Raw genomic sequence first — 19,573 nt, 5'->3', positions numbered from 1 at the left:
ACAGCTATTATCATGAGCAAATTACTCTTAAGAACTATATTCCTAGCTATCACTATTACAGTGAGCAACTTTGCTATCGCTCAAAACGATCTCAAAGCCCAAATTGAATTTGGCAAAGCGGAAACAGCCTTTCAAGATGGAAATTATCAAAAAGCATTACAACATATAACTGAAAGTGAAAATCTATTGAATTTTTATTCTGGAAGGGTCGGTTATCTCAAAATTGAGGTCTTGGAACAACTTGCTAATTTCAGAAGCCTGGGGGACAAACACCTCGCCAATCTAAACAAAGAAATAGCAAAATACATGGACTATGCAAATAAGAATCCAGGCAAAGTACCTATTGAAAAGCTAACGATAGTTTATGATTTGGAACAAAAACTCAAAGGGATTAAGGCCGATTTAGAAGAACAAAGACGTCTGGAATTGGAGAAACAACGTATAACCGAATTAGAAGAAAAAGACCTGGACTATAGGATGGGCAATGAAGCCTTTAAAGAAAAAAAATACGAGACCGCAAGAAACCATTATTTAATAGCGTCGAATAAAGGAAACGGATTGGCTAAATCAGGCTTACAGAACCTTCAAAAGGAGCTCGAAAGGATAGAAAAAGAAAAACAGGAGGAAGAATCTCGTTTGAAACGCGAGAAAGATGCAGAAGAAAAGCGCCAACTTGCACAGAAACGCGCGGAAGAAAAACGTCAGCAAGAGGAAAAAATACGTATTGAAAAAGAAGAAGCACAAAGAATTTTGGACGCAAAACAAGCACGCTTTTTTTATGCGGAAAAAAGAGATGGCAGCCGATTCTTACTAAACGCGGGTTTAGGCACCGGAAAATTAGCGGGAAGTGCGTACGAAGAAGGCATTACGAGTTGGTACGCTGGCTTTGGGACTGAAAAAGATATCAGCAGTAGAGTATCCTACCAATTTGAGTTTTTATTTAACAAGCTAGGCGATTGGATTGATCAATACGAGAGCTTGAACCTAAACTATATCACGTTAGTACCGGTTGGGTTTAACTATTATATATGGAAAAATAAAAACTTTGGTGCATTTGCTTTAGAAAGTAATCTATTTGCCTCGCTATTGGCATCTTCAAAAGCAGATAATACCGCACAGGCCCTTATTGATGATGAGCTAATAAACGAGTTTGACTTTGGCTATAGTCTAGGAGCTCGAATACATTATAATTGGTTTAATGTACACCTGCGTTTAAGCAACGGGCTAATGGAGGTCTGGAAAAAAGATGCAGGCATGCCTTCAATGAAAAACAGTAATTTGAGTATAGGAATTGGGTTTTCATTTTAAAAGACACTGTCTCACAAAATGGATAAGTTATAAAAAATGCGGAGTTCAAAAGAACTTCGTATTTTTTGTAACCTCTCTTGATTACATTATCTATTCATAATTCAATTTATTGATAATAGCTATAGGAAGAGTCCCACGCTCATTCCAGATCGCCATAAATATATTCTGATGGAGCTCTTCGGCTACCTCAGGAAGAAAGATCAACCGCTTCAACTTTGAGATATATCCGTGTTGCATGGGTATAAATTTGAAAATATAAACACTAGGAGTAAGGGTTTTAAAACAGTATCCTACAAAGAACCACCGTACATAATGATTAAATAGTTCGGTGGCAACATTGATGATGAACTAATAAATGTATGTTAATTGGGATACAGATTAGTAGTGCGAATATATTATATTTTGCACGGAGAGCATGGAATTGGAGTTTGACCCTTAGGGGCCAAACTCATCATAGTAGCTTAATGATTCTTAGTGCAAAAACAAAATTGCCGAGACTGTAAAATAAACTGTGTCACAGATAATAAATGAATATATTATTTTTGACATAGTTTTATGAGCGTTAACGAGACAGATTTTGATTTTGAATCCATGAAGGACAAAGCGCTAGAGCAGCTGCGTAGCGGTAAATCACTTTATGGGAAAGATGGTGCTTTCGCCCCATTGTTAAAGAGTTTTTTAGAGTCCGCCCTTGAGGCAGAAATGGACAGCCATATGGATGATTTCGAGCGTTCAAATGGTAACAGACGTAATGGTAAGACCAGCAAACCGATTCGTACTTCTGATGGCACTATTGATATTTCTACACCACGTGATCGTCGATCTAGCTTTGAGCCACAGTTGGTTAAGAAGCGGGAGACTATCCTTGCAGAAAGCCTAGAGAAGAAGATTTTAGGCATGTACGGTTTAGGTATGAGCTTACGTGATATTTCCAGTCACTTGAAGGAAATGTATGATACGGATATTAGTCACAGTACACTTTCTTCCATTACAGACAAGATTATTCCTGAGGTCAAAGAATGGCAGTCTAGAAGCTTGGACTCCCTTTATACTATCGTTTGGATGGATGCGATGCACTATAAGGTAAAAGAGGATCATCGCTTTGTTTCCCGGGCTGTTTATAATATTTTAGGGATTGACCGCAATGGGCATAAGCATTTATTGGGAATGTACGTTTCAGAGAATGAAGGAGCTAACTTTTGGTTGAGCGTATTGACTGATTTACAAAACCGGGGCGTGCAAGATATTCTGATTGCCTGTATTGATAACCTGAAAGGCTTTTCTGAGGCTATACAGAGTATTTATCCCGAAACCGAGGTACAGACCTGCGTGGTCCACCAGATTCGTAACAGCCTAAAGTATGTGGCCAGTAAAGACCAAAAGGAATTTATGAACGATCTCAAGCCTGTATACCGTGCCGACACGTTGGATCAGGCCGGATTGCGGATGGATGAGCTTCAAGATAAATGGGGCGAAAAATACCCGGTAGTGATTGATTCCTGGCGACGTAACTGGGAGCGTTTGACCACTTATTTCCGTTATGACAAGTCCATTAGGAAATTAATCTACACCACCAATACAATTGAAGGGTTCCACCGTCAGGTACGGAAAGTGACCAAGACCAAGGGCGCATTTACCTCAGATATGGCACTGATGAAACTGATCTACTTAGCACATAATAATATTAAGAAAAAATGGACAATGCCATTGGCAAATTGGGGAACTACTGCCCAAAAACTGGCTATTTGGTTTCCAGGGAGAATGGTGCTAGATTTGCAGTAATCACAAAGGGTAATTATCAGCCCTGCGGGACTGAGAATTACCCCATGACACAGTTTGTTTTACACTCCCAAATTGCCGTTTGGTCCTTTCCTACCAAACGGCAATAAGCTTAACTTTTTCGAACCGATGCCATTTCTCTTTGGAATAAAAACCGCTTGGCGATTGATGAATCTAATGCCATTCCAGTTCTTCGGGTTTTCCTTTACTAATACGCTCTTCAAAAGTCTTGATGGTATTCTGATAATTTTGTTTGGCTTTCTCGTCTGCCTCCTCACTAAGTTCTTTACACCATTTTACCCCATAAACCAAAGCCTCAGGATCATGGCAATACATCACAAATTGAGTCACCATCATATCTTTAAAGCTAACACCTGCTTTTCCTTTCAGAAGATTATACTTATATATATTATCCACTTCTTGAGCCATTCGGGGCCAATCTTCATATTTATATTGAGCAGGCACAAGATAGCATAACCATTCCGAAGCACGTGGATGCTGAGATTTTTGAAGAAAATTAAGAATTTTTCCAAACGTAGGATCTTCCTTTGGATTAGTATGTCCATATAGGTATTTTAGGGAATGTAGGCTAAACAGTTTATTTATTTTACTATCTATCTTTCCAGATCCGAATAACTTACCGAATTCCTGCCAATTTTCTGTCATGTATAATACCTCTTCACTTCCAACATCATCGTTGTAAGCATAAAAAACATCGAAATATTCTGGCTTCTTAAGATTTTCCAAAGAGCCGGAAGTATATTCATGATAGACTTTATTCATGCGCCCCACCTCACCCGCTTGCTGGAGAGTCTTTAGATATTTAAGTATTAAATCTTTGTCCCTAACTCCGGAGTTGTACTGCTTCTCCAGTGCCACTAAATTATTCTGTAAATCTAATCCTTGCCTGAACCGTTCCATGAGTTCATTTCCCTCCACTCTCCCCGCCATACGATGCATGAAATTCCCATCTTGATCAAGAATCAATAATACGGGTTCTCCAACTACATTGTATAATTTGCGTAAACGATCTTTCTCGGCTCCTTGATTATAGTCTACAGAAACAAATCGTGCATTGATAAAATCTGCAACACTATCTAACGTCAGTACAAACTTTTTGATATACAGGCAGGGCTTACAGGTCAGTGATCCAAAATCCAGGAAAATATATTTGTCTTGCGCTTTAGCCATTTTTAACACCTCCTCAAAAGGTAAATTCTCTTTTAAATCAACCTTTCGGTTCTGTGCAAAGAGACCGATATTCATACTTAACCCTACCAATATAGCAAGTAAAAGGCTAAATCTTAAGTAGTATTGGGTTTTATTAAAACTTTTCATCTTAAATCTTTTTTAAATATGACACTCATTTTTTCCAAACCACGCCTTTCGGTATATCATTTGATTCTAATCGTAAAGACATGGATCATCAGATTATCTTTGATTTTGATCAATCTCTGGATTCAGTACAATATAATTGTAATAGATAGGCCAGATCAATTTTTGATCATTCGACGAAGCAGAAACGATCTCTTCTCCCAATATATGACTGACTGGCAAACCTAGTCTTTTCACATCAAATAATCTTAAATCTCTACCGTATAATTCTCTACGCCTTTCAAGAAGTACTTCTTGGAGCACACGCTCTCTATCGTTACCGAAGTCGGCAGGACTTACTGCTGTATATTTTCCGGATTTATAGCGTTTCTGGCGAATGGCGTTAACGTCATCCAATGCCTCCTTCAGATTATTGAGACGTGCACGGCACTCTGCCCTAGTCAAATAAACTTCTGGTGTCGAGACAGGAATATAATCGACAATAGCATTATCCAATTTGTACCGGTTTTTGGCAAATGTATAAGTTACGCGGTCTCGATTAAATTTGCCACTCGAGTTTAAACCCTCAAACCAAAGTACTCTTCGTAAATCAGTGTTTTCGACCTCTGTATCACTGATTCGATAGAATCCACTGTAAAGATCATTGAAACTATTTGAATCCAACATTGCGTAGTCAGAAATCCGTGCACTTTTTACAGTTGTCTTGTGGAGTAACATCTCTTCATCATTAGTGCGAGACAGACCTTTAAGGCTCCCGACTGCCGGCAGCCCTGTAAAGATGGTATTGTAATCGTAAAGAAAATTTTTGATTGCCAAACTCAGGTCAGCATACTCTATCGCCTTTTCGTATTCTCCCATATACAGATAAGCCCGAGCAAGTATAGCGTAGACCGATACCTTTGTAGGTCTATGGCTATTTTGCATTTGAACATTATCGGGCAGATCAGGTAATGCAGCCATCAGCTCGCTAATGATGAATTGATAAACCTTAGCTACGGAAGCACGGTTCAACTTTGGTAAATCAACCGGATTGGTAAATAAGGGAACCCCCAAATCTGTATTTGCAGTGGTTTTGTTATAATGCTTGGCATATATGTTGACTAATGTAAGATAAGCATAGGATCGGTGTACCTTTGCTTCGGCAATCAATTGTTTTTGCTGTTTGGGATCGTCTTTTGCGATCACTATTCCATCTAAAATCGTACTGACTACAGAATTGACATAATAGTTTTGTTTCCAAACATTATCGTCAGCAGCTCCATCGGGTAACCAGACTTCAGGTTCAAACGCGTATAGTTGCTTAGCATGCAAACGATCTCGTTCCCAATCAAACCAAACGGAATCTAATTGTGAATCGTCCGATACAACATCGACATATCCTGAAACTTGGCTGAGATTATAGGTGTAGCGCGTATCGGCATTGTCAAGTAACTTTCTGAAATCAGCTGTAGTTTGAGCAATCACCAATTCTTTCGGAAGAACATCCAAAAACTTGCTTTCACAGGAAAGCAGGAAGAATGAGAAAACTATCAGTGGTAAAAATATATTTTTCATCAATTTAAAATTATTATTGCTATAATGGAGCCATCAAATCAACTCTCTGTATGGTTATCTATCAGCGAAAACATGATGGCTTCATAGCCATTTGAATTAAAGCCCAAATTTTAAAGAAATAGAGTATTCCGGTCTTGACCTAACCGTATTGTAATAAGCAGAGTATAGTGATCCGCTATACTTAGGAAATAGAGGATCAATCCCTTCTTTGTTCACTAAATAAATCGGCTTGAGGTTCCTTGCTTGCACTTGGACACGCGCATTCTTGAATACCTTGCCTAAGACTGACCCAGGAAGTCGATACGCCAAACTGATACTCTGTAAGCGTATATTACCTGCATCCAATAGATTCCTTGAGTTATACTCAGAAAGAATGTCATTGGCAATTGTTGCGTTGTAATTAGCTACACGAGTAGTGAGCCCGTACATAGAAGCTGTCTCATTATCTTCTGGGGACATCCACCTGTCGACCATCAACTGCGGCAGAAAGGTAAAATAACTCGAAGACAATTGCATGTAATACAAGGTGCTACGCGGAGGAGAATCATTCAGAAACTTATGTCCAAAACTATATTGCAATCTAGCAGACAGCTCAAAATTGCCATATGTAAAATTATTGATCCATGAACCATAATGCTTAGGGGATCGTTGACCTGCGTACTTGAACAAATCGTCTAAATCAGCTCCAATGTAAGGCACCGCCAAGATGTTCTGAGGCTTTCCTTCGTACATGACCTGTAACAAGCCTTGATCATCATAGCCCGCAAACTCAGCTACCGAAATATAATCCGTAGGTAATCCAGGAATAGAATAAAATTGAGACATCGTAGTTCTTGTAGCCATATTAGTCCCTGCGACCTTAATATTAACCACTTCATTTTTATTGTGTGAGTAGTTGAAAGCAGATCTCCACTTCAATTTACTATCAATCACAAGGCCTGATAATTCAATTTCAACACCTTTGTTTTTCATTTTCCCTTGATTGAGCACAGCACCATCATAATAGAATCCATACGTAGGATTCACCTCGAATTCGGCTAAGACATTGGTCGTATTCTTCTTGTAGATTTCAATAGTTCCCTTTAAACGGTTTGAAAACATTCCAAAATCCATCCCAAAATTGAGATTTGCCGTCTTTTCCCAAGTCAGCCCCGGATTAGGAGTAACTTGAATAGATCCGTACGGGGCTTGATTAATAGGGTCTAGCCAAGCTGTAGCTGAAATATAGCCGCTAGCACTTTTGTCAATCAATCCATTGAGTCCATAAGCAACTCTAAATTTTAAAAAATTTAAAGGTTTAACCTTAAAAAAGTCTTCATTAGACAAAATGTACCCAGCACCAGCCGACCATTGTGGATGTTCTCTGTAAGTGGCAGTCCGCCCATAAAGATTCGTCTTATCCAAACGCACACTACCTGTAACATCATAACGGTTTTTATAACTATAGCCTATATTACCATAATAAGATAGAAAACGGTCATCTCTCCCTCTTATACTAATACTGGTCGAACGCAATGTAGGTATTGGTGGGATAGCAGGCGTCGTAGTCCCTAAACCGGTAGAGAGCGGAGGACCAGAAACTGTATTTTTATGATCTAGAGCTGTGACGTGAGTAAGTGATACTGGATCGTAACCATAATACCCATAAGGGATACTTTCTCTATAATCAGCACGTAGCTCCATTCCACCAAGGGCGCGTATATTATGGTCACTCCATGTTTTATTTACCGTAGCCTGAAAACGACCATATTGAGAAATAAAACCATCACGGCGTTCATAAAGCATACCTCCCTGTGGAATTGGAAATTGGTCTGTATCTTTTCTGTAATAATTAAGAACTGCATTGCGGACATACCAAGTATCGGTGTTCATATAATTGCTATAGAGACCATCATTATTCTGGTATTTGTACAATAAGTCCAAATTAACCCCTTCGAAAGGTGTTAAAGTAAGGCCGCCGGTTACCCGGAGGTCTTTTTTGTTTTCCTTGATATCCGTATTGTCTATCTCACGCTTTAAGTTCCAATCCCAGTCATACGGAAGATTATACTGCTCTACGAGTTCTCTCCTTTTTGAGGTGGGCACGGTATAGTAAAATTCTCCACTCTGTTTAATCATAGGTAGATAGTCCCCATTTTCATCCAGAATCTTCGACATTTGGGGAATAGATTGTAGATCTCTAATATCTACTCCATTCAGCTTATTGTTGGCCACAGAAATATTCAGTCCAAAGTTAACGGACAACCATTTATTGGGACTAAAAATATTATTCATATTGCCTATGATCTGATTACCGCTATTACCATATGAAAATTTTTCATTATTTAAGGTCATAACGGATGCCCGTAAGTTATTATTGGAGCTGACACTGCTGAAAGAAACAGTTGCTTTTTTATATCTTTCCTTCCGTAAAAACAAATCCGTAAACTCGTCCCGAACATCAATCTTTGCTAATTCCTGCAACTCTTGATCTAATTGCTCTTCTGTTATTTCTTTGGCTTTCCACTGGACTAATAGATCCATATAAGCCGGAAAATCGTAACGAGAACGGTTTGTTGCACTGGTTAACGTATTGAAATAAGTGGTCTCTTTAAACATATACTTATATATATCTACAGCTTCTGTACTGGAAGCAAAGGGGATATCATACAGATTAGGAGTAGGTTGCGCAATGTACTCTATATCCGCATTGATCGATGATCCTGTAGCCCCTCCCCTTTTTGTAGTAATGACGATAACCCCGTTCGCAGATTGGCCTCCCCATATAGCCGCTGCTGCTGCATCTTTCAAAACCGTAACATCCTTCACGTCATTCGGATTAATTGTACTCCATGGATCTATCCCGTCGGTTGTAATAATCGGAAAACCATCAACTACGATAAGTGGCATGGTATTACCAGCGGTATTATTCTGCCCTCGTAACACAATAGCACGGCTTCTGTCTGTTGATGCATCCTGATCTGAGTTATAATTTGGTTCGAATAGCAATCCCGGCACGAGCCCTTCCAATTTATCTTTAAGACTGACCGCAGTTATGTCGCTCAATTGTTTTTCGTCTAAATAAGTCACAGCACCCGTAGATCGCTCAAGAGGAAGAGAATAGTACCCAGTATTGATCACTACTTCGTCTAAGAAATCTTGTCCGAATTGCAAAGCTATATTGAGTACATTTCCAGAAACAGTAACTGTTCTAGTTTTGTACCCAAGAAAACTGAATGACACTTGGGTTCCATGTTTCACATCAAATAGCCGATAACTCCCGTTATGGTCTGTCATGGTAGATTTCTTGGTACCCAATACACGTACCGTAACTCCGGGCATTGGATTACCAAGGCTATCAACTACTCTTCCTTGAATAACCTCTTGCTGCAAATCTAGTCCCAACGGATTGAAGACATTATTATTTTCTATCGTATTGTCTGAAGTATGAGGGATTGGCTTTTCCTTAATTAAGATTGTCTTATTCTTGATTTCATACCGTAACGGTTGGTCTTTAAAAAGTAAATCCAATGCCTTTTTAAATTCTAAATTCTGAAATTTTAAAGTTACTGGTTTTGCCTTATCTAAGACCGTTGAATTCAAAGCGAAATCGTATCCTTTGCTTTGCTTTCTCAGTTCCTTAATAACGTTAACCAGTTTTTCATTCTTTACAGAAAGGGTAATCTGTTGCGAAAAAGTATTTGCAACAGAAGATAAACTGAGTAAACAAATAAAAAGGATAATGAGCTTCATTAGCATTAGTTCTTTTAGCCTATCAATGTAATTGGCTTTCATTATGTATACTTGGTTTTTGGCACAATAGATTACTGCACATAACGATTTAGAAGTTATGAAATACAACTGTTATTATCTATTTTTGTACCGTTGGTTAATAATTAATTATCTATTCAAGTAGGTATTTTGGTGGCCAATATCCGCCATCCAGACTAGCACTCCGGATGGCTTTATTCATTGCTGGGCACCTGATATAAAGGTTATTTGCTCACAATGACCCTCCTTCCTTCAATTCTGAATTTTAAATTCAGAACTTCTTCTAAAGTTTCGAGCACTTTAGACAACTTTCTATCTCGTCCAATCTCTGCGTATATTCTTTGATTGGTCAGTTCTTTAGGGCATTCAAAGGTAATATCATACCAGCGCTCTAATTGTGCAAAAGTCTCTAAAAGTGACATATTATTAAATACAAACTGGTCACGTATCCATGCAGTATAATCTGAAGTTTCTACCTTATGTATGGAGTAACCATCGCTTCTTTGAATCGCTTGTTGCCCGACCTCCAATCTAGTAATGACATTATTAATCCCCTTAAGATTTACGATTCCTTCCACGAGAGTAGTTACAGTCGGTGTGTGCGCATAAACAGACAGGTTAAAGCTCGTTCCTATTACCTCAACCTGTTGCGTCTTAGTATCGATCACGAAAGGACGCGCAGAATCTTTGGTAACTTCAAAGTAGCCCTCTCCGTCTAGATAGACTCGTCTTTCCTGTTTCGCAAAACGAGTAGGATAGCTAAAAGATGAGGCCGCATTCAGGATTACCTTAGTGCCATCAGGCAAGGTAATCCTATACTGTCCCCCTTTTGAAGTGCTGACTGTCGCATGCAAACTGATATCAGAGGTCAATAAAGATCCGTCGTCATAATGAATACCGTCTTCACTAATATGAATACCGTTTTTGGATTCATTAAGATCAAATTGACTACCATCAGAAAGTGTAATTATAGTATTATTAACGCTAGGCAGTAGATCACCACCGTACTTGCTGACTAGTGCTATTTCTTTCGGCCCCTGTTTATAATAGTAGATCCCAATAGAAACACCCAATAGAACCAAGATACTGGCAGCATAAGAAAGCCACTTCCTTGAAAATCTCCACGGTGTCTTGTCAACCTGTCTATCGTTTTGGATATAGGCTTTAATCATAATCCATGCAGCAGACTCAACCTGAATCGCTTTTTCTCCATCTAAACATGTTGGTTTAACATTCTGTTCATTAAGCTTTTCTAAGACTAACTGCTTCAACTCACGAGAATCTCGCTCTCCATCAAAATAACGATACAGCTCTTTCAATTCAGATAATTCTATATCGTCGTCTAGATATTTTCGGAAAAGTGACTCGATATATGGATTTACGTTCATACAATTATATTCTTAGGCCTCTTGTATCTAATACAAACGGCAACGAGAAAATAGCACCTTATGTGTATCATTTTTTATAAAAAAAAGACAAACGACTGACAATCAATACAAAAAAAAACAGTTCACTTAATAATATAATTAAGAACAAAATTAAGTTTGAATCAACTAAGGCTAGAGCAGGTATTTAATCAGAATAAATAAAAAAGTAGCCACTGGATAGTAAGACTTAAGATAAGCCCTTAATCGTTTGCTTGCATCTTGAATATGGTGATTGATAGCAGAAACACTGATCTGCAACTGTTCACTAATTTCCTTATAACTTAAGCCCTCTATCTTGTGCATGGTATAAACCTGCCTCTGTCGTTCTGTCAATGTACCTAAGGCCTTTTCTATCAGTTCCGCTATTTCTCTGCCGTCTATGTGTGTATCGATAGGAAGATACTCGCCTACAGGATAAATCTCTTTGAGAATGATCTGTTCTTTAAGTGCACGTTGATAAACATTGCAGCTCATGTTAACCGCAATTCTGTAAAGAAAGCTACTAAATGGCAGTTCTGGATTGATTTCTTCTCGAATATTCCAAATTTTTATAAACACTTCCTGCAGAATATCCTGGGCCAGTTCTTCCGATTTCAATAGCTGTACTAACTTGATAGATATCCGCTTTGCATACTTATGATAGAGTTGTTCAAATGCTTCTGGGTCTCCCCGTCTGACGAGATGGAGCATTTCCTCTTCCTGATATGCTACTTTTCGAAGCCTCATTATTAGTTCGGTATTCTTTGGTTGTTTAATATGGTCAAAGCAAACTTATATAAAATTATCTTGATGACAAAATTTACCTCTAAGATCTATCTATTGAAATATAGACCCGCAAGCTCCTCGAAATATAAATTAGCTTAGTGCGAATAATAGGAAAAAAATCGCTAGTTGAAGAGTGCCTTCACTGCGGAATGACATTGTGTAGAAAGATTTTTAGGATAGATCTTTTAACTGAGATCAATAGGATATGAAAATGACAAGCGAAAAAATTGATCTGTAATAAATATGTATCAAGATAACTATAAAATCACCCCCTCTAATAAATTGATATAAAATGCTATACCATTACTTATCTCCTCTTCATATATATATTCGTCTGCAGTATGGGAACGTGCAGAATCTCCAGGTCCAACCTTTATAGAAGGGATGGGCAAAAGCGCTTGATCACTCATCGTCGGGCTCCCGTATAGTTTTTTCCCCAACTTCAAACCAGAACGTACTATAGGATGATCTAAAGCGATCGTCGAAGGATTCAGTCGAGTTGATCTAGGAGTTACTTCGGATTCTACATGTTTTCGTATAATAGCAAGAACCTCTTCGTTCTGATAGACGTCTGTTGTACGTACATCGACCACAAACTTGCACTCAGCAGGTACGACATTATGCTGTATGCCTGCTTCAATCATAGTGACAGACATTTTCACTGGCCCTAAAAATGAAGATTCTTTCGGAAAGCGAAAGGAATTAAACCAACTAATATCTTTCAATGCTCTATAAATAGCATTCACCCCTTCCTCCCTAGCTGCATGTCCGGATTCTCCATGTGCTACACAATCCAAGACCATCAGTCCTTTCTCCGCAATCGCTAAATCCAACAAAGTAGGTTCGCCGACAATAGCAAAATCACAACATACAACGTGTTTATATGCTTCTTCGATCCCATTTCTACCAGAGATTTCCTCTTCAGCAGAAGCTATTAGGCACAGGTTATACTTTAAATCCTCTTGTTCATAGAAGAACAAAAAAGCAGCAATTAGAGAAACTAGACACCCTCCCGCGTCATTACTTCCTAAACCGTACAATTTACCTTCTTTTCTTATAGCTAAAAAAGGGTCATTCGTATATCCAGGGTTCGGTTTTACAGTATCGTGATGTGAATTCAGTAAAATAGTAGGCTTATTGATATCAAAAAACTTATTATAAACCAACACATTATTACCAATGCGCTTTACACCCTTGACACCTTGCTCTTCAAGAAAAGTCACCAAAAGCGTAGCTGTGGTGTGCTCTTCTCGACTAAAAGAAGGCATAGCCACCAATTGAGATAGTAGCAATATACTATCATCGACCAATGAATCTATTGCTTTATTCATTATAAAGTCCACCTGCTTTCAATGCCGAAAGCTTAATACCTTTTATAAACGCTGAACTAAGTCCATTGTGTTCCATCTCGTTCAGCCCCGCGATGGTACAACCTTTTGGGGAGGTTACTTTGTCAATTTCGCTCTCTGGGTGGCTATTAGTCTGAAGCAGTAAATCTGCAGCTCCTTTCGCAGTTTGTATGGCCATTTTTAAAGCATCATGTGCATGAAAGCCAATCTCAACACCTCCTTGAGAGGCGGCCCGTATAGCGCGAAGGAAGAAGGCTATACCACAGGCACATAGCGCTGTAGCCGATGTCATCAGCTCCTCATCAATCACGACAACTGAACCTACAGATTCAAAAATACGCTCTACTGTAGCAATAGCATCGCTAGAAGCATTATCAGTAGCAATACAAGTCATCGATTGCCCAATGGCTATTGCTGTATTTGGCATGGCACGTACTACAGTACAGTCCTCGCCTAATATCGCCTTAACGTCTTGACAAGAAACGCCCGAGGCGACAGAGATAACAAGCTGATCTTTCGTCAGACTTCCCGCAATCTCCTCCATAACTTTTCTAATCTGTTGCGGGAGTACCGACAATACAATAACATCTGCCCCCTGAATCGCATCCTTATTATTGTTACTTATTCCAAAGCCAAGAGACCTCTCTTCTTCCAAAGCAGCAATAGAACGTCTCGTTAGTACAATTTCTCCGGGGAGATAATAGCCTGTTTTCACCAATCCCTTCGCAAGGGAAAAACCAATATTACCAGAACCTATGATAGTGAGCTTGTTCATATTAAATAAGATTAGGTTGATTACTTTATAATTAGGCGCGTGCCAAATTTTTGCTGTTGAAATAAATGCAAATTAGTAGCATTGCCAATATATACGGATTTTACTCCTTTATTAATAGCTTCAAAGGCATTCTGTAACTTCGGAATCATTCCCTCACTGATAATCCCCTTCGCTTTATAATTTTCAAACTGCTCTATTGCAATCGTCTCTATAACCGAATTGTCATCTAGAACATCCGATAGTACCCCATTCTTTTCAAAACAATATATCAACGAAACATCATACAATCCAGATAAGGAAGTAGATAATGCTGAGGCTATCGTATCTGCATTGGTATTTAACAACTGTCCGTTACCGTTATGAGTAATCGCAGAAAAAACTGGAGTAAATCCAGCCTCCAAAAATTTCTTTATCGCTGGCACATTTACCGAATCGACCAAGATATCTCCTACATAACCATAATCAATATCCTTTACCGGTCTTTTGATTGACTTGATAACATTTCCATCAGCCCCACTAAGGCCTATCGCATCGCACTGATACTTTTGCAGACTGGCTACGATCCTTTTATTCGTCAACCCAGCATACACCATAGTAACAACGTCCAGCATCTCCTTATCAGTAACCCTTCTTCCTTCGACTAATTTAGCTTCGATCCCCAACCTAGAACCTAGGCGAGTCGCAATTTTTCCGCCACCATGTACCAAAATCTTTTTACCTGGTATAGCGGCAAATTTCTCTAAAAAAGCCTCTAACTGAATATCATCATCAATTACATTGCCCCCTATCTTAATAATATTCAATGTACTATTCGACATAGTTTAATTTAAAAGTCAAAAACTAAAAACAGCTGTCCGCGTTTGGTTATTTTTCCAAACTCTCCAACATCCGCTTCAAAACAACTTGGGCGGCCCATACCCGATTACTTGCCTCTTTAATCACCAAGGAGCTTGGTCCATCCAATATTTCTGACGACAATTCCAAATCCCTGCGTACAGGTAGACAATGCATAACCTTTGCGTCATTTGTCAATGACAGCTTTTGGTTATTCATCATCCAGTCTTCCGAAACCGGGTACACCTCGCCATACTCCTTATAGGAAGACCAGTTCTTTACATATACAAAATCTGCTCCCGAGAGGGCTTCTTTCAGATTATTTGTAATCGTGGCACCTTTGGTAAAATTCTCGGCGAGCTCATAACCAGCAGGATGTGTTACCGTAAATTCTACTAGGCCCTGTTCCTGTGCCTTGCTCATCCATTCGGCGAAGGAGTTAGGCACAGCTTGCGGCAATGCTTTCACATGTGGAGCCCAAGCCAGAACAACTTTAGGTTTATCAACCTGTTTATACTCTGTAATCGTTATAAGGTCTGTCAGACTCTGCAAAGGGTGTCTCGTAGCACTTTCCAATGAAACGACAGGAACACCGCAGAACTTGATAAACTTATTGAACAGGTCTTCATTATAATCTGCTTCTTTGTCTTTCAAAGAAGGAAAACTACGCAACCCTAAAATATCGCAATATTCTCCCATTACGGCCGCCGCCTCACGTATATGTTCCACAGTAGTACCATTCATAACGACACCATCCTGCGTCTCTAGAGCCCACCCATCTTTATCCATATTCATCACCATCACATTCATTCCTAGATTCATGGCTGCCTTCTGGGTACTAAGACGGGTACGGAGACTCGGATTTAAAAATACCAAGCCTAAGGTTTTATATCTACCTAACGATTCATTAGCATTAGGATTAGCCTTTAACTGAAGTGCTTCTTGTACAACTTCTTCTAGGCTATCGACGTCTTCAACGGAAAAAAACTTCTTCATCTTCTAAAAATAATTATTATTACGAAAAGTCCCTAACTATACCTCCTTTAATCTTTCATTCAAGGCTTCTAAAAACCTGTCGGCAATCGCTTTGTCTATATTCAGAGCCGGAAGAATACGGATAACATTAGGTTTTGCTTCTCCTGTAAAAATACGATTCTTGGTCAGCAAATCCTTCTTCACATTAGATAGCTCACTAGGAAGGTCGATTCCGATCATAAGCCCTCTACCTCTCACTTCGTTAACTTTATCGAATCCTTTTAATTCGGAAATCAAGTATTCACCCAGCACTCGTGCGTTGTCCATTAAACTCTCTGCTTGAAAGATTTCCAGAACAGAGACGGCTGCTGCACAAGCTAAATGGTTTCCGCCAAAAGTCGTACCCAACAAACCATAAGAAGCTTTAAATTTTGGGGAAATACTAATCGCACCTATAGGAAACCCATTTCCCATTCCTTTAGCCATCGTATAGATGTCTGCCTTTATATCAGCGTAGTCATGCGAATAAAAAATACCCGTTCTTCCATAACCACACTGTACCGAATCAGCGATAAATGTAGCACCATATTCATCACATAATTGTCTAATCAGTTGCAAAAATGAGACAGAAGCTTCACGTATACCTCCAACACCTTGAATACCTTCTATAATAACAGCTGCGATCTCATCGCCATAGTCAGAAAATGCCTCTGACAAGGCCGTCTCATCATTAAAGGGCAAGAAAACAGCATTATCCGTCTGATTGACCGGAGCTACAATAGTCGGATTGTCTGTGACTGCTACAGCCAGTGACGTACGTCCATGAAAAGCTTTAGAAAAAGATATTATTTTCTTCTTTCCAGTATGGAACGACGCGAGCTTTAACGCATTCTCATTAGCTTCGGCTCCGGAGTTACACAAAAATAAGGCGTAATCTTCCTTCCCGGAAACCTCCCCTAGCAACTTCCCTAATCGTTTCTGAATCGGAATCTCAATAGAATTGGAATAAAAGCCAATTTCGTTAAGTTGCGATGTAACAGAATTAACATAATGCGGATGCGTATGCCCTACTGATATGACTGCATGCCCCCCATACAAGTCTAAATATTCGTTACCTTCGGCATCCCAAACAGCTGAGCCCTTAGCTCTCACGATATTAATTGGGTTGACAGGGTAAACATCAAACAAATCCATGAGCCTGATATTATTTAAGGTTGATAAAAAACTGTGTACAAATATAGTTAAGACATACTTAATACACTATGAAAAAAAGTATTAAAATACTCCGAAAAAACAACAAAAAAAGCCTATCATCGCTGATGATAGGCTTTTATATCTAGAAGAGAAAAATTAGTCCTTTTTCTCTTCTGTAGCAGGAGCTTCTTCTGTCGTAGCAGCTTCCTCAGCTTTTACTTCTTCAACAGCAGTTTCTACTACCTCTGTGCCTTCAGCGCCTTTTTTCTTAGCACCACCGCGACGTCGAGTAGTTTTCTTCTCGGCTTTAGCTTCTTTGCCATAAACTTCGTTGTAATCTACCAACTCGATGAAAGCCATCTCAGCGTTATCGCCTAAACGGTTCTCCATCTTAATAATACGAGTATAACCTCCTGGACGTGTAGCTACTTTCTCAGATACTTCGCGGAACAAAATAGTTACCGCTTCTTTATCTTTTAAGTAAGCAAATACAGTACGACGAGAGTGTGTCGTATCGTTTTTAGATTTTGTAATCAACGGCTCAACGTAAGTACGTAATGCTTTAGCTTTCGCTAAAGTAGTAGTGATACGTTTGTGTTTGATTAATGAAGTCGCCATATTAGCTAACATCGCCTTACGGTGACTGTCAGTGCGGCCTAAGTGATTTACTTTTTTTCCGTGTCTCATTTTCTTAATGTTTTTTCGTGCGTACCGTTCTTAAAGAAATGAAGTAAGAAAATAGAAAGTAAGAAAAGATTCTAACTTTTGATTTCTGACTTAATCCACTTCGTTCGAGGAATTACGCAACAGGTCGCTTTATTTTATTTATTATTATTCTTCGTCTAGTTTAAACTTCGACAAGTTCATTCCGAATGATAAACCCTTCGATTTAACCAACTCCTGAATTTCACTCAAAGATTTTTTACCGAAGTTACGGAACTTCAACATATCGGCTACGTCGTAAGTCACTAACTCCGCCAAGGTGCGAATATCCGCAGCCTTTAGACAGTTCAATGCGCGAACTGAAAGATCCAAATCAACCAACTCTGTTTTAAGAACCTTACGCATATGTAAGATTTCTTCATCAACAACTTTAGTCTCTTCCTTAGCTTGTGATTCCAACAACATGTTCTCATCAGAGAACAACATGAAATGCTGTATAAGAATACGAGCAGCATCCTTCAATGCGTCTTCAGGATGAATTGAACCATCTGTAGATATATCCAACAACAATTTTTCGTAGTCGGTCTTTTGCTCTACACGGTAGTTTTCAATAGTATATTTGACATTCTTAATCGGAGTGTAAATAGAGTCTATAGCGATCAAGCCTACAGGTCCATCAACGACTTTATTCTCTTCTGCATTTACGTAACCACGTCCTTTAGCAACAGACAACTCCACCTCGATAGTTACAGAGCTTTCCATATTACAGATTACGAAGTCTGGATTCAATACAGTAAAGTTGTTTGAAAACTTAGTGATATCACCCGCTTTGAATTGTTCTTGACCATTGATAACTACAAAAATCTTCTCGCTGTCACCTTGTTCACCCGTCTTCTGAAAACGAACTTGTTTCAAATTGAGGATAATCTCGGTTACGTCTTCTGCTACGCCTTTGATTGTAGAGAATTCGTGTGACACGCCCGAAAATCTTACCGACGTAATCGCATATCCTTCTAAAGAGGACAATAAAATACGGCGTAAAGCATTACCAATAGTAACACCAAAACCTGGCTCTAATGGACGAAATTCGAAAGTACCATCAAAATCTGTTGATTTTTGCATGATAACTTTATCCGGTCTTTGAAATGCTAAAATTGCCATTTATAATATTTTAATATTTTTCAACAATGTGTATCTTAATAACGTATGCATAACTCCCTATTCGAAAGGAATTATGCATAGCTACTAATTATTATTTAGAGTATAACTCTACGATTAAGTTCTCCTTAATATTCTCAGGAATATCAGAGCGTTCTGGATATGTTAAAAACTTACCTGATAACGCTTTTGCGTCCCATTCTAACCAACCGTATTTGTTGATTGTTCTTCCTGCCACAGAGCTAGAGATAGCCTCTAGAGCTTGAGAGCGTTCACGAACAGCGATGACATCACCTGGACGAATGCTATATGATGGAATGTTAACGACATTACCGTTAACAGTAATATGCTTGTGTGAAACTAACTGACGAGCAGCTGCACGAGTAGTTGCAATACCTAAACGGTATACTACATTATCTAAACGAGCTTCTAATAATTTCAAGAAGTTCTCACCTGTGATACCTTGCTTCGCAGCTGCTTTTACAAATAGGTTAGAGAACTGACGTTCTAAAACACCATAAGTATATTTAGCCTTTTGTTTTTCTAACAACTGAATAGCGTATTCAGATTGCTTACCTCTTCTTTTAGATGGACCATGTTGTCCAGGAGGATAATTCTTTTTCTCTAATGCTTTATCAGGACCAAAAATTGGTTCTCTGAATTTACGTGCAATTTTGGACTTAGGTCCGGTATATCTTGCCATTTCT

At 38.9% G+C, this 19,573-nt stretch carries 16 protein-coding genes; 2 read left to right on the top strand and 14 right to left on the bottom strand.

Annotated elements, in window-relative coordinates; translation table 11 throughout:
• Positions 1-12: 12 nt before the first annotated feature.
• The gene (locus JKG61_RS13640) at positions 13-1,308 is read left to right on the top strand and encodes a porin family protein (RefSeq protein WP_202103512.1); all 1,296 of its coding nucleotides are present in this window, start codon (positions 13-15) and stop codon (positions 1,306-1,308) included.
• A gap of 90 nt (positions 1,309-1,398) precedes the next feature.
• Here JKG61_RS13640 and JKG61_RS13635 read toward each other — a convergent pair whose 3' ends face one another.
• Complete coding sequence (locus JKG61_RS13635; protein ID WP_202103511.1) at positions 1,399-1,545, bottom strand: hypothetical protein; 147 nt, start codon at positions 1,543-1,545, stop codon at positions 1,399-1,401.
• 318 nt (positions 1,546-1,863) lie between these two features.
• Here JKG61_RS13635 and JKG61_RS13630 point away from each other — a divergent pair, with 318 nt between their 5' ends.
• Complete coding sequence (locus JKG61_RS13630; protein ID WP_202103510.1) at positions 1,864-3,090, top strand: IS256 family transposase; 1,227 nt, start codon at positions 1,864-1,866, stop codon at positions 3,088-3,090.
• Between the two features lie 171 nt (positions 3,091-3,261).
• Here JKG61_RS13630 and JKG61_RS13625 read toward each other — a convergent pair whose 3' ends face one another.
• The 13 genes from JKG61_RS13625 to rpsD form a co-directional block, all read right to left on the bottom strand.
• On the bottom strand, positions 3,262-4,425 hold the full coding sequence (locus JKG61_RS13625; RefSeq protein WP_202103509.1) for a thioredoxin family protein: 1,164 nt from the start codon (positions 4,423-4,425) through the stop codon (positions 3,262-3,264).
• 93 nt (positions 4,426-4,518) lie between these two features.
• Entirely contained in the window at positions 4,519-5,976 is a 1,458-nt protein-coding gene (locus JKG61_RS13620; protein ID WP_202103508.1) for a RagB/SusD family nutrient uptake outer membrane protein, read from the bottom strand.
• A 96-nt stretch (positions 5,977-6,072) separates the two neighbouring features.
• Entirely contained in the window at positions 6,073-9,750 is a 3,678-nt protein-coding gene (locus JKG61_RS13615; protein ID WP_202103507.1) for a SusC/RagA family TonB-linked outer membrane protein, read from the bottom strand.
• 200 nt (positions 9,751-9,950) lie between these two features.
• Positions 9,951-11,114, bottom strand: coding sequence for a FecR family protein (locus tag JKG61_RS13610; RefSeq protein ID WP_202103506.1), 1,164 nt, complete (start codon positions 11,112-11,114; stop codon positions 9,951-9,953).
• 171 nt (positions 11,115-11,285) lie between these two features.
• Positions 11,286-11,879, bottom strand: a complete 594-nt coding sequence (locus tag JKG61_RS13605) for an RNA polymerase sigma factor (protein ID WP_202103505.1) — start codon at positions 11,877-11,879, stop codon at positions 11,286-11,288.
• A gap of 296 nt (positions 11,880-12,175) precedes the next feature.
• Positions 12,176-13,249 carry a M20 family metallo-hydrolase gene (locus tag JKG61_RS13600; RefSeq protein ID WP_202103504.1) on the bottom strand — a complete coding sequence of 358 codons (1,074 nt, stop codon included), beginning with the start codon at positions 13,247-13,249 and terminating at the stop codon, positions 12,176-12,178.
• The gene (gene proC / locus JKG61_RS13595; RefSeq protein ID WP_202103503.1) at positions 13,242-14,042 is read right to left on the bottom strand and encodes a pyrroline-5-carboxylate reductase; all 801 of its coding nucleotides are present in this window, start codon (positions 14,040-14,042) and stop codon (positions 13,242-13,244) included. The genes JKG61_RS13600 and proC overlap by 8 nt, the downstream gene beginning before the upstream one ends.
• A 20-nt stretch (positions 14,043-14,062) precedes the next feature.
• A complete protein-coding gene (gene argB / locus JKG61_RS13590) occupies positions 14,063-14,860 on the bottom strand; it encodes an acetylglutamate kinase (RefSeq protein ID WP_202103502.1) in 798 nt (265 codons plus the stop codon).
• Positions 14,861-14,906: 46 nt separating this feature from the next.
• Positions 14,907-15,872: a Rossmann-fold NAD(P)-binding domain-containing protein gene (locus JKG61_RS13585; RefSeq protein ID WP_202103501.1), complete on the bottom strand. Its 966-nt coding sequence runs from the start codon at positions 15,870-15,872 to the stop codon at positions 14,907-14,909.
• Positions 15,873-15,908: 36 nt separating this feature from the next.
• The gene (locus JKG61_RS13580; protein ID WP_202103500.1) at positions 15,909-17,045 is read right to left on the bottom strand and encodes an aspartate aminotransferase family protein; all 1,137 of its coding nucleotides are present in this window, start codon (positions 17,043-17,045) and stop codon (positions 15,909-15,911) included.
• Between the two features lie 156 nt (positions 17,046-17,201).
• A complete protein-coding gene (gene rplQ, locus JKG61_RS13575) occupies positions 17,202-17,732 on the bottom strand; it encodes a 50S ribosomal protein L17 (RefSeq protein WP_022829405.1) in 531 nt (176 codons plus the stop codon).
• 144 nt (positions 17,733-17,876) lie between these two features.
• On the bottom strand, positions 17,877-18,869 hold the full coding sequence (locus JKG61_RS13570; protein ID WP_202103499.1) for a DNA-directed RNA polymerase subunit alpha: 993 nt from the start codon (positions 18,867-18,869) through the stop codon (positions 17,877-17,879).
• Positions 18,870-18,960: 91 nt separating this feature from the next.
• A complete protein-coding gene (gene rpsD / locus JKG61_RS13565) occupies positions 18,961-19,569 on the bottom strand; it encodes a 30S ribosomal protein S4 (protein ID WP_202103498.1) in 609 nt (202 codons plus the stop codon).
• Between the last annotated feature and the right edge of the window lie 4 nt (positions 19,570-19,573).

The sequence above is a fragment of the Sphingobacterium faecale genome (assembly GCF_016746095.1).
Classification (GTDB): Bacteria; Bacteroidota; Bacteroidia; order Sphingobacteriales; family Sphingobacteriaceae; genus Sphingobacterium; species Sphingobacterium faecale.
This window is presented reverse-complemented; position numbering and strand designations above follow the sequence as displayed.

Coding starts and splice junctions, on each gene's coding strand:
- JKG61_RS13600 (WP_202103504.1), bottom strand. CDS start 13,249: ATGAATAAAGCAATAGATTCATTGGTCGATGATAGTATATTGCTACTA.
- JKG61_RS13635 (WP_202103511.1), bottom strand. CDS start 1,545: ATGCAACACGGATATATCTCAAAGTTGAAGCGGTTGATCTTTCTTCCT.
- JKG61_RS13585 (WP_202103501.1), bottom strand. CDS start 15,872: ATGAAGAAGTTTTTTTCCGTTGAAGACGTCGATAGCCTAGAAGAAGTT.
- JKG61_RS13640 (WP_202103512.1), top strand. CDS start 13: ATGAGCAAATTACTCTTAAGAACTATATTCCTAGCTATCACTATTACA.
- rplQ (WP_022829405.1), bottom strand. CDS start 17,732: ATGAGACACGGAAAAAAAGTAAATCACTTAGGCCGCACTGACAGTCAC.
- JKG61_RS13615 (WP_202103507.1), bottom strand. CDS start 9,750: ATGAAAGCCAATTACATTGATAGGCTAAAAGAACTAATGCTAATGAAG.
- proC (WP_202103503.1), bottom strand. CDS start 14,042: ATGAACAAGCTCACTATCATAGGTTCTGGTAATATTGGTTTTTCCCTT.
- argB (WP_202103502.1), bottom strand. CDS start 14,860: ATGTCGAATAGTACATTGAATATTATTAAGATAGGGGGCAATGTAATT.
- JKG61_RS13625 (WP_202103509.1), bottom strand. CDS start 4,425: ATGAAAAGTTTTAATAAAACCCAATACTACTTAAGATTTAGCCTTTTA.
- JKG61_RS13610 (WP_202103506.1), bottom strand. CDS start 11,114: ATGAACGTAAATCCATATATCGAGTCACTTTTCCGAAAATATCTAGAC.
- JKG61_RS13605 (WP_202103505.1), bottom strand. CDS start 11,879: ATGAGGCTTCGAAAAGTAGCATATCAGGAAGAGGAAATGCTCCATCTC.
- JKG61_RS13630 (WP_202103510.1), top strand. CDS start 1,864: ATGAGCGTTAACGAGACAGATTTTGATTTTGAATCCATGAAGGACAAA.
- JKG61_RS13620 (WP_202103508.1), bottom strand. CDS start 5,976: ATGAAAAATATATTTTTACCACTGATAGTTTTCTCATTCTTCCTGCTT.
- JKG61_RS13570 (WP_202103499.1), bottom strand. CDS start 18,869: ATGGCAATTTTAGCATTTCAAAGACCGGATAAAGTTATCATGCAAAAA.
- JKG61_RS13580 (WP_202103500.1), bottom strand. CDS start 17,045: ATGGATTTGTTTGATGTTTACCCTGTCAACCCAATTAATATCGTGAGA.
- rpsD (WP_202103498.1), bottom strand. CDS start 19,569: ATGGCAAGATATACCGGACCTAAGTCCAAAATTGCACGTAAATTCAGA.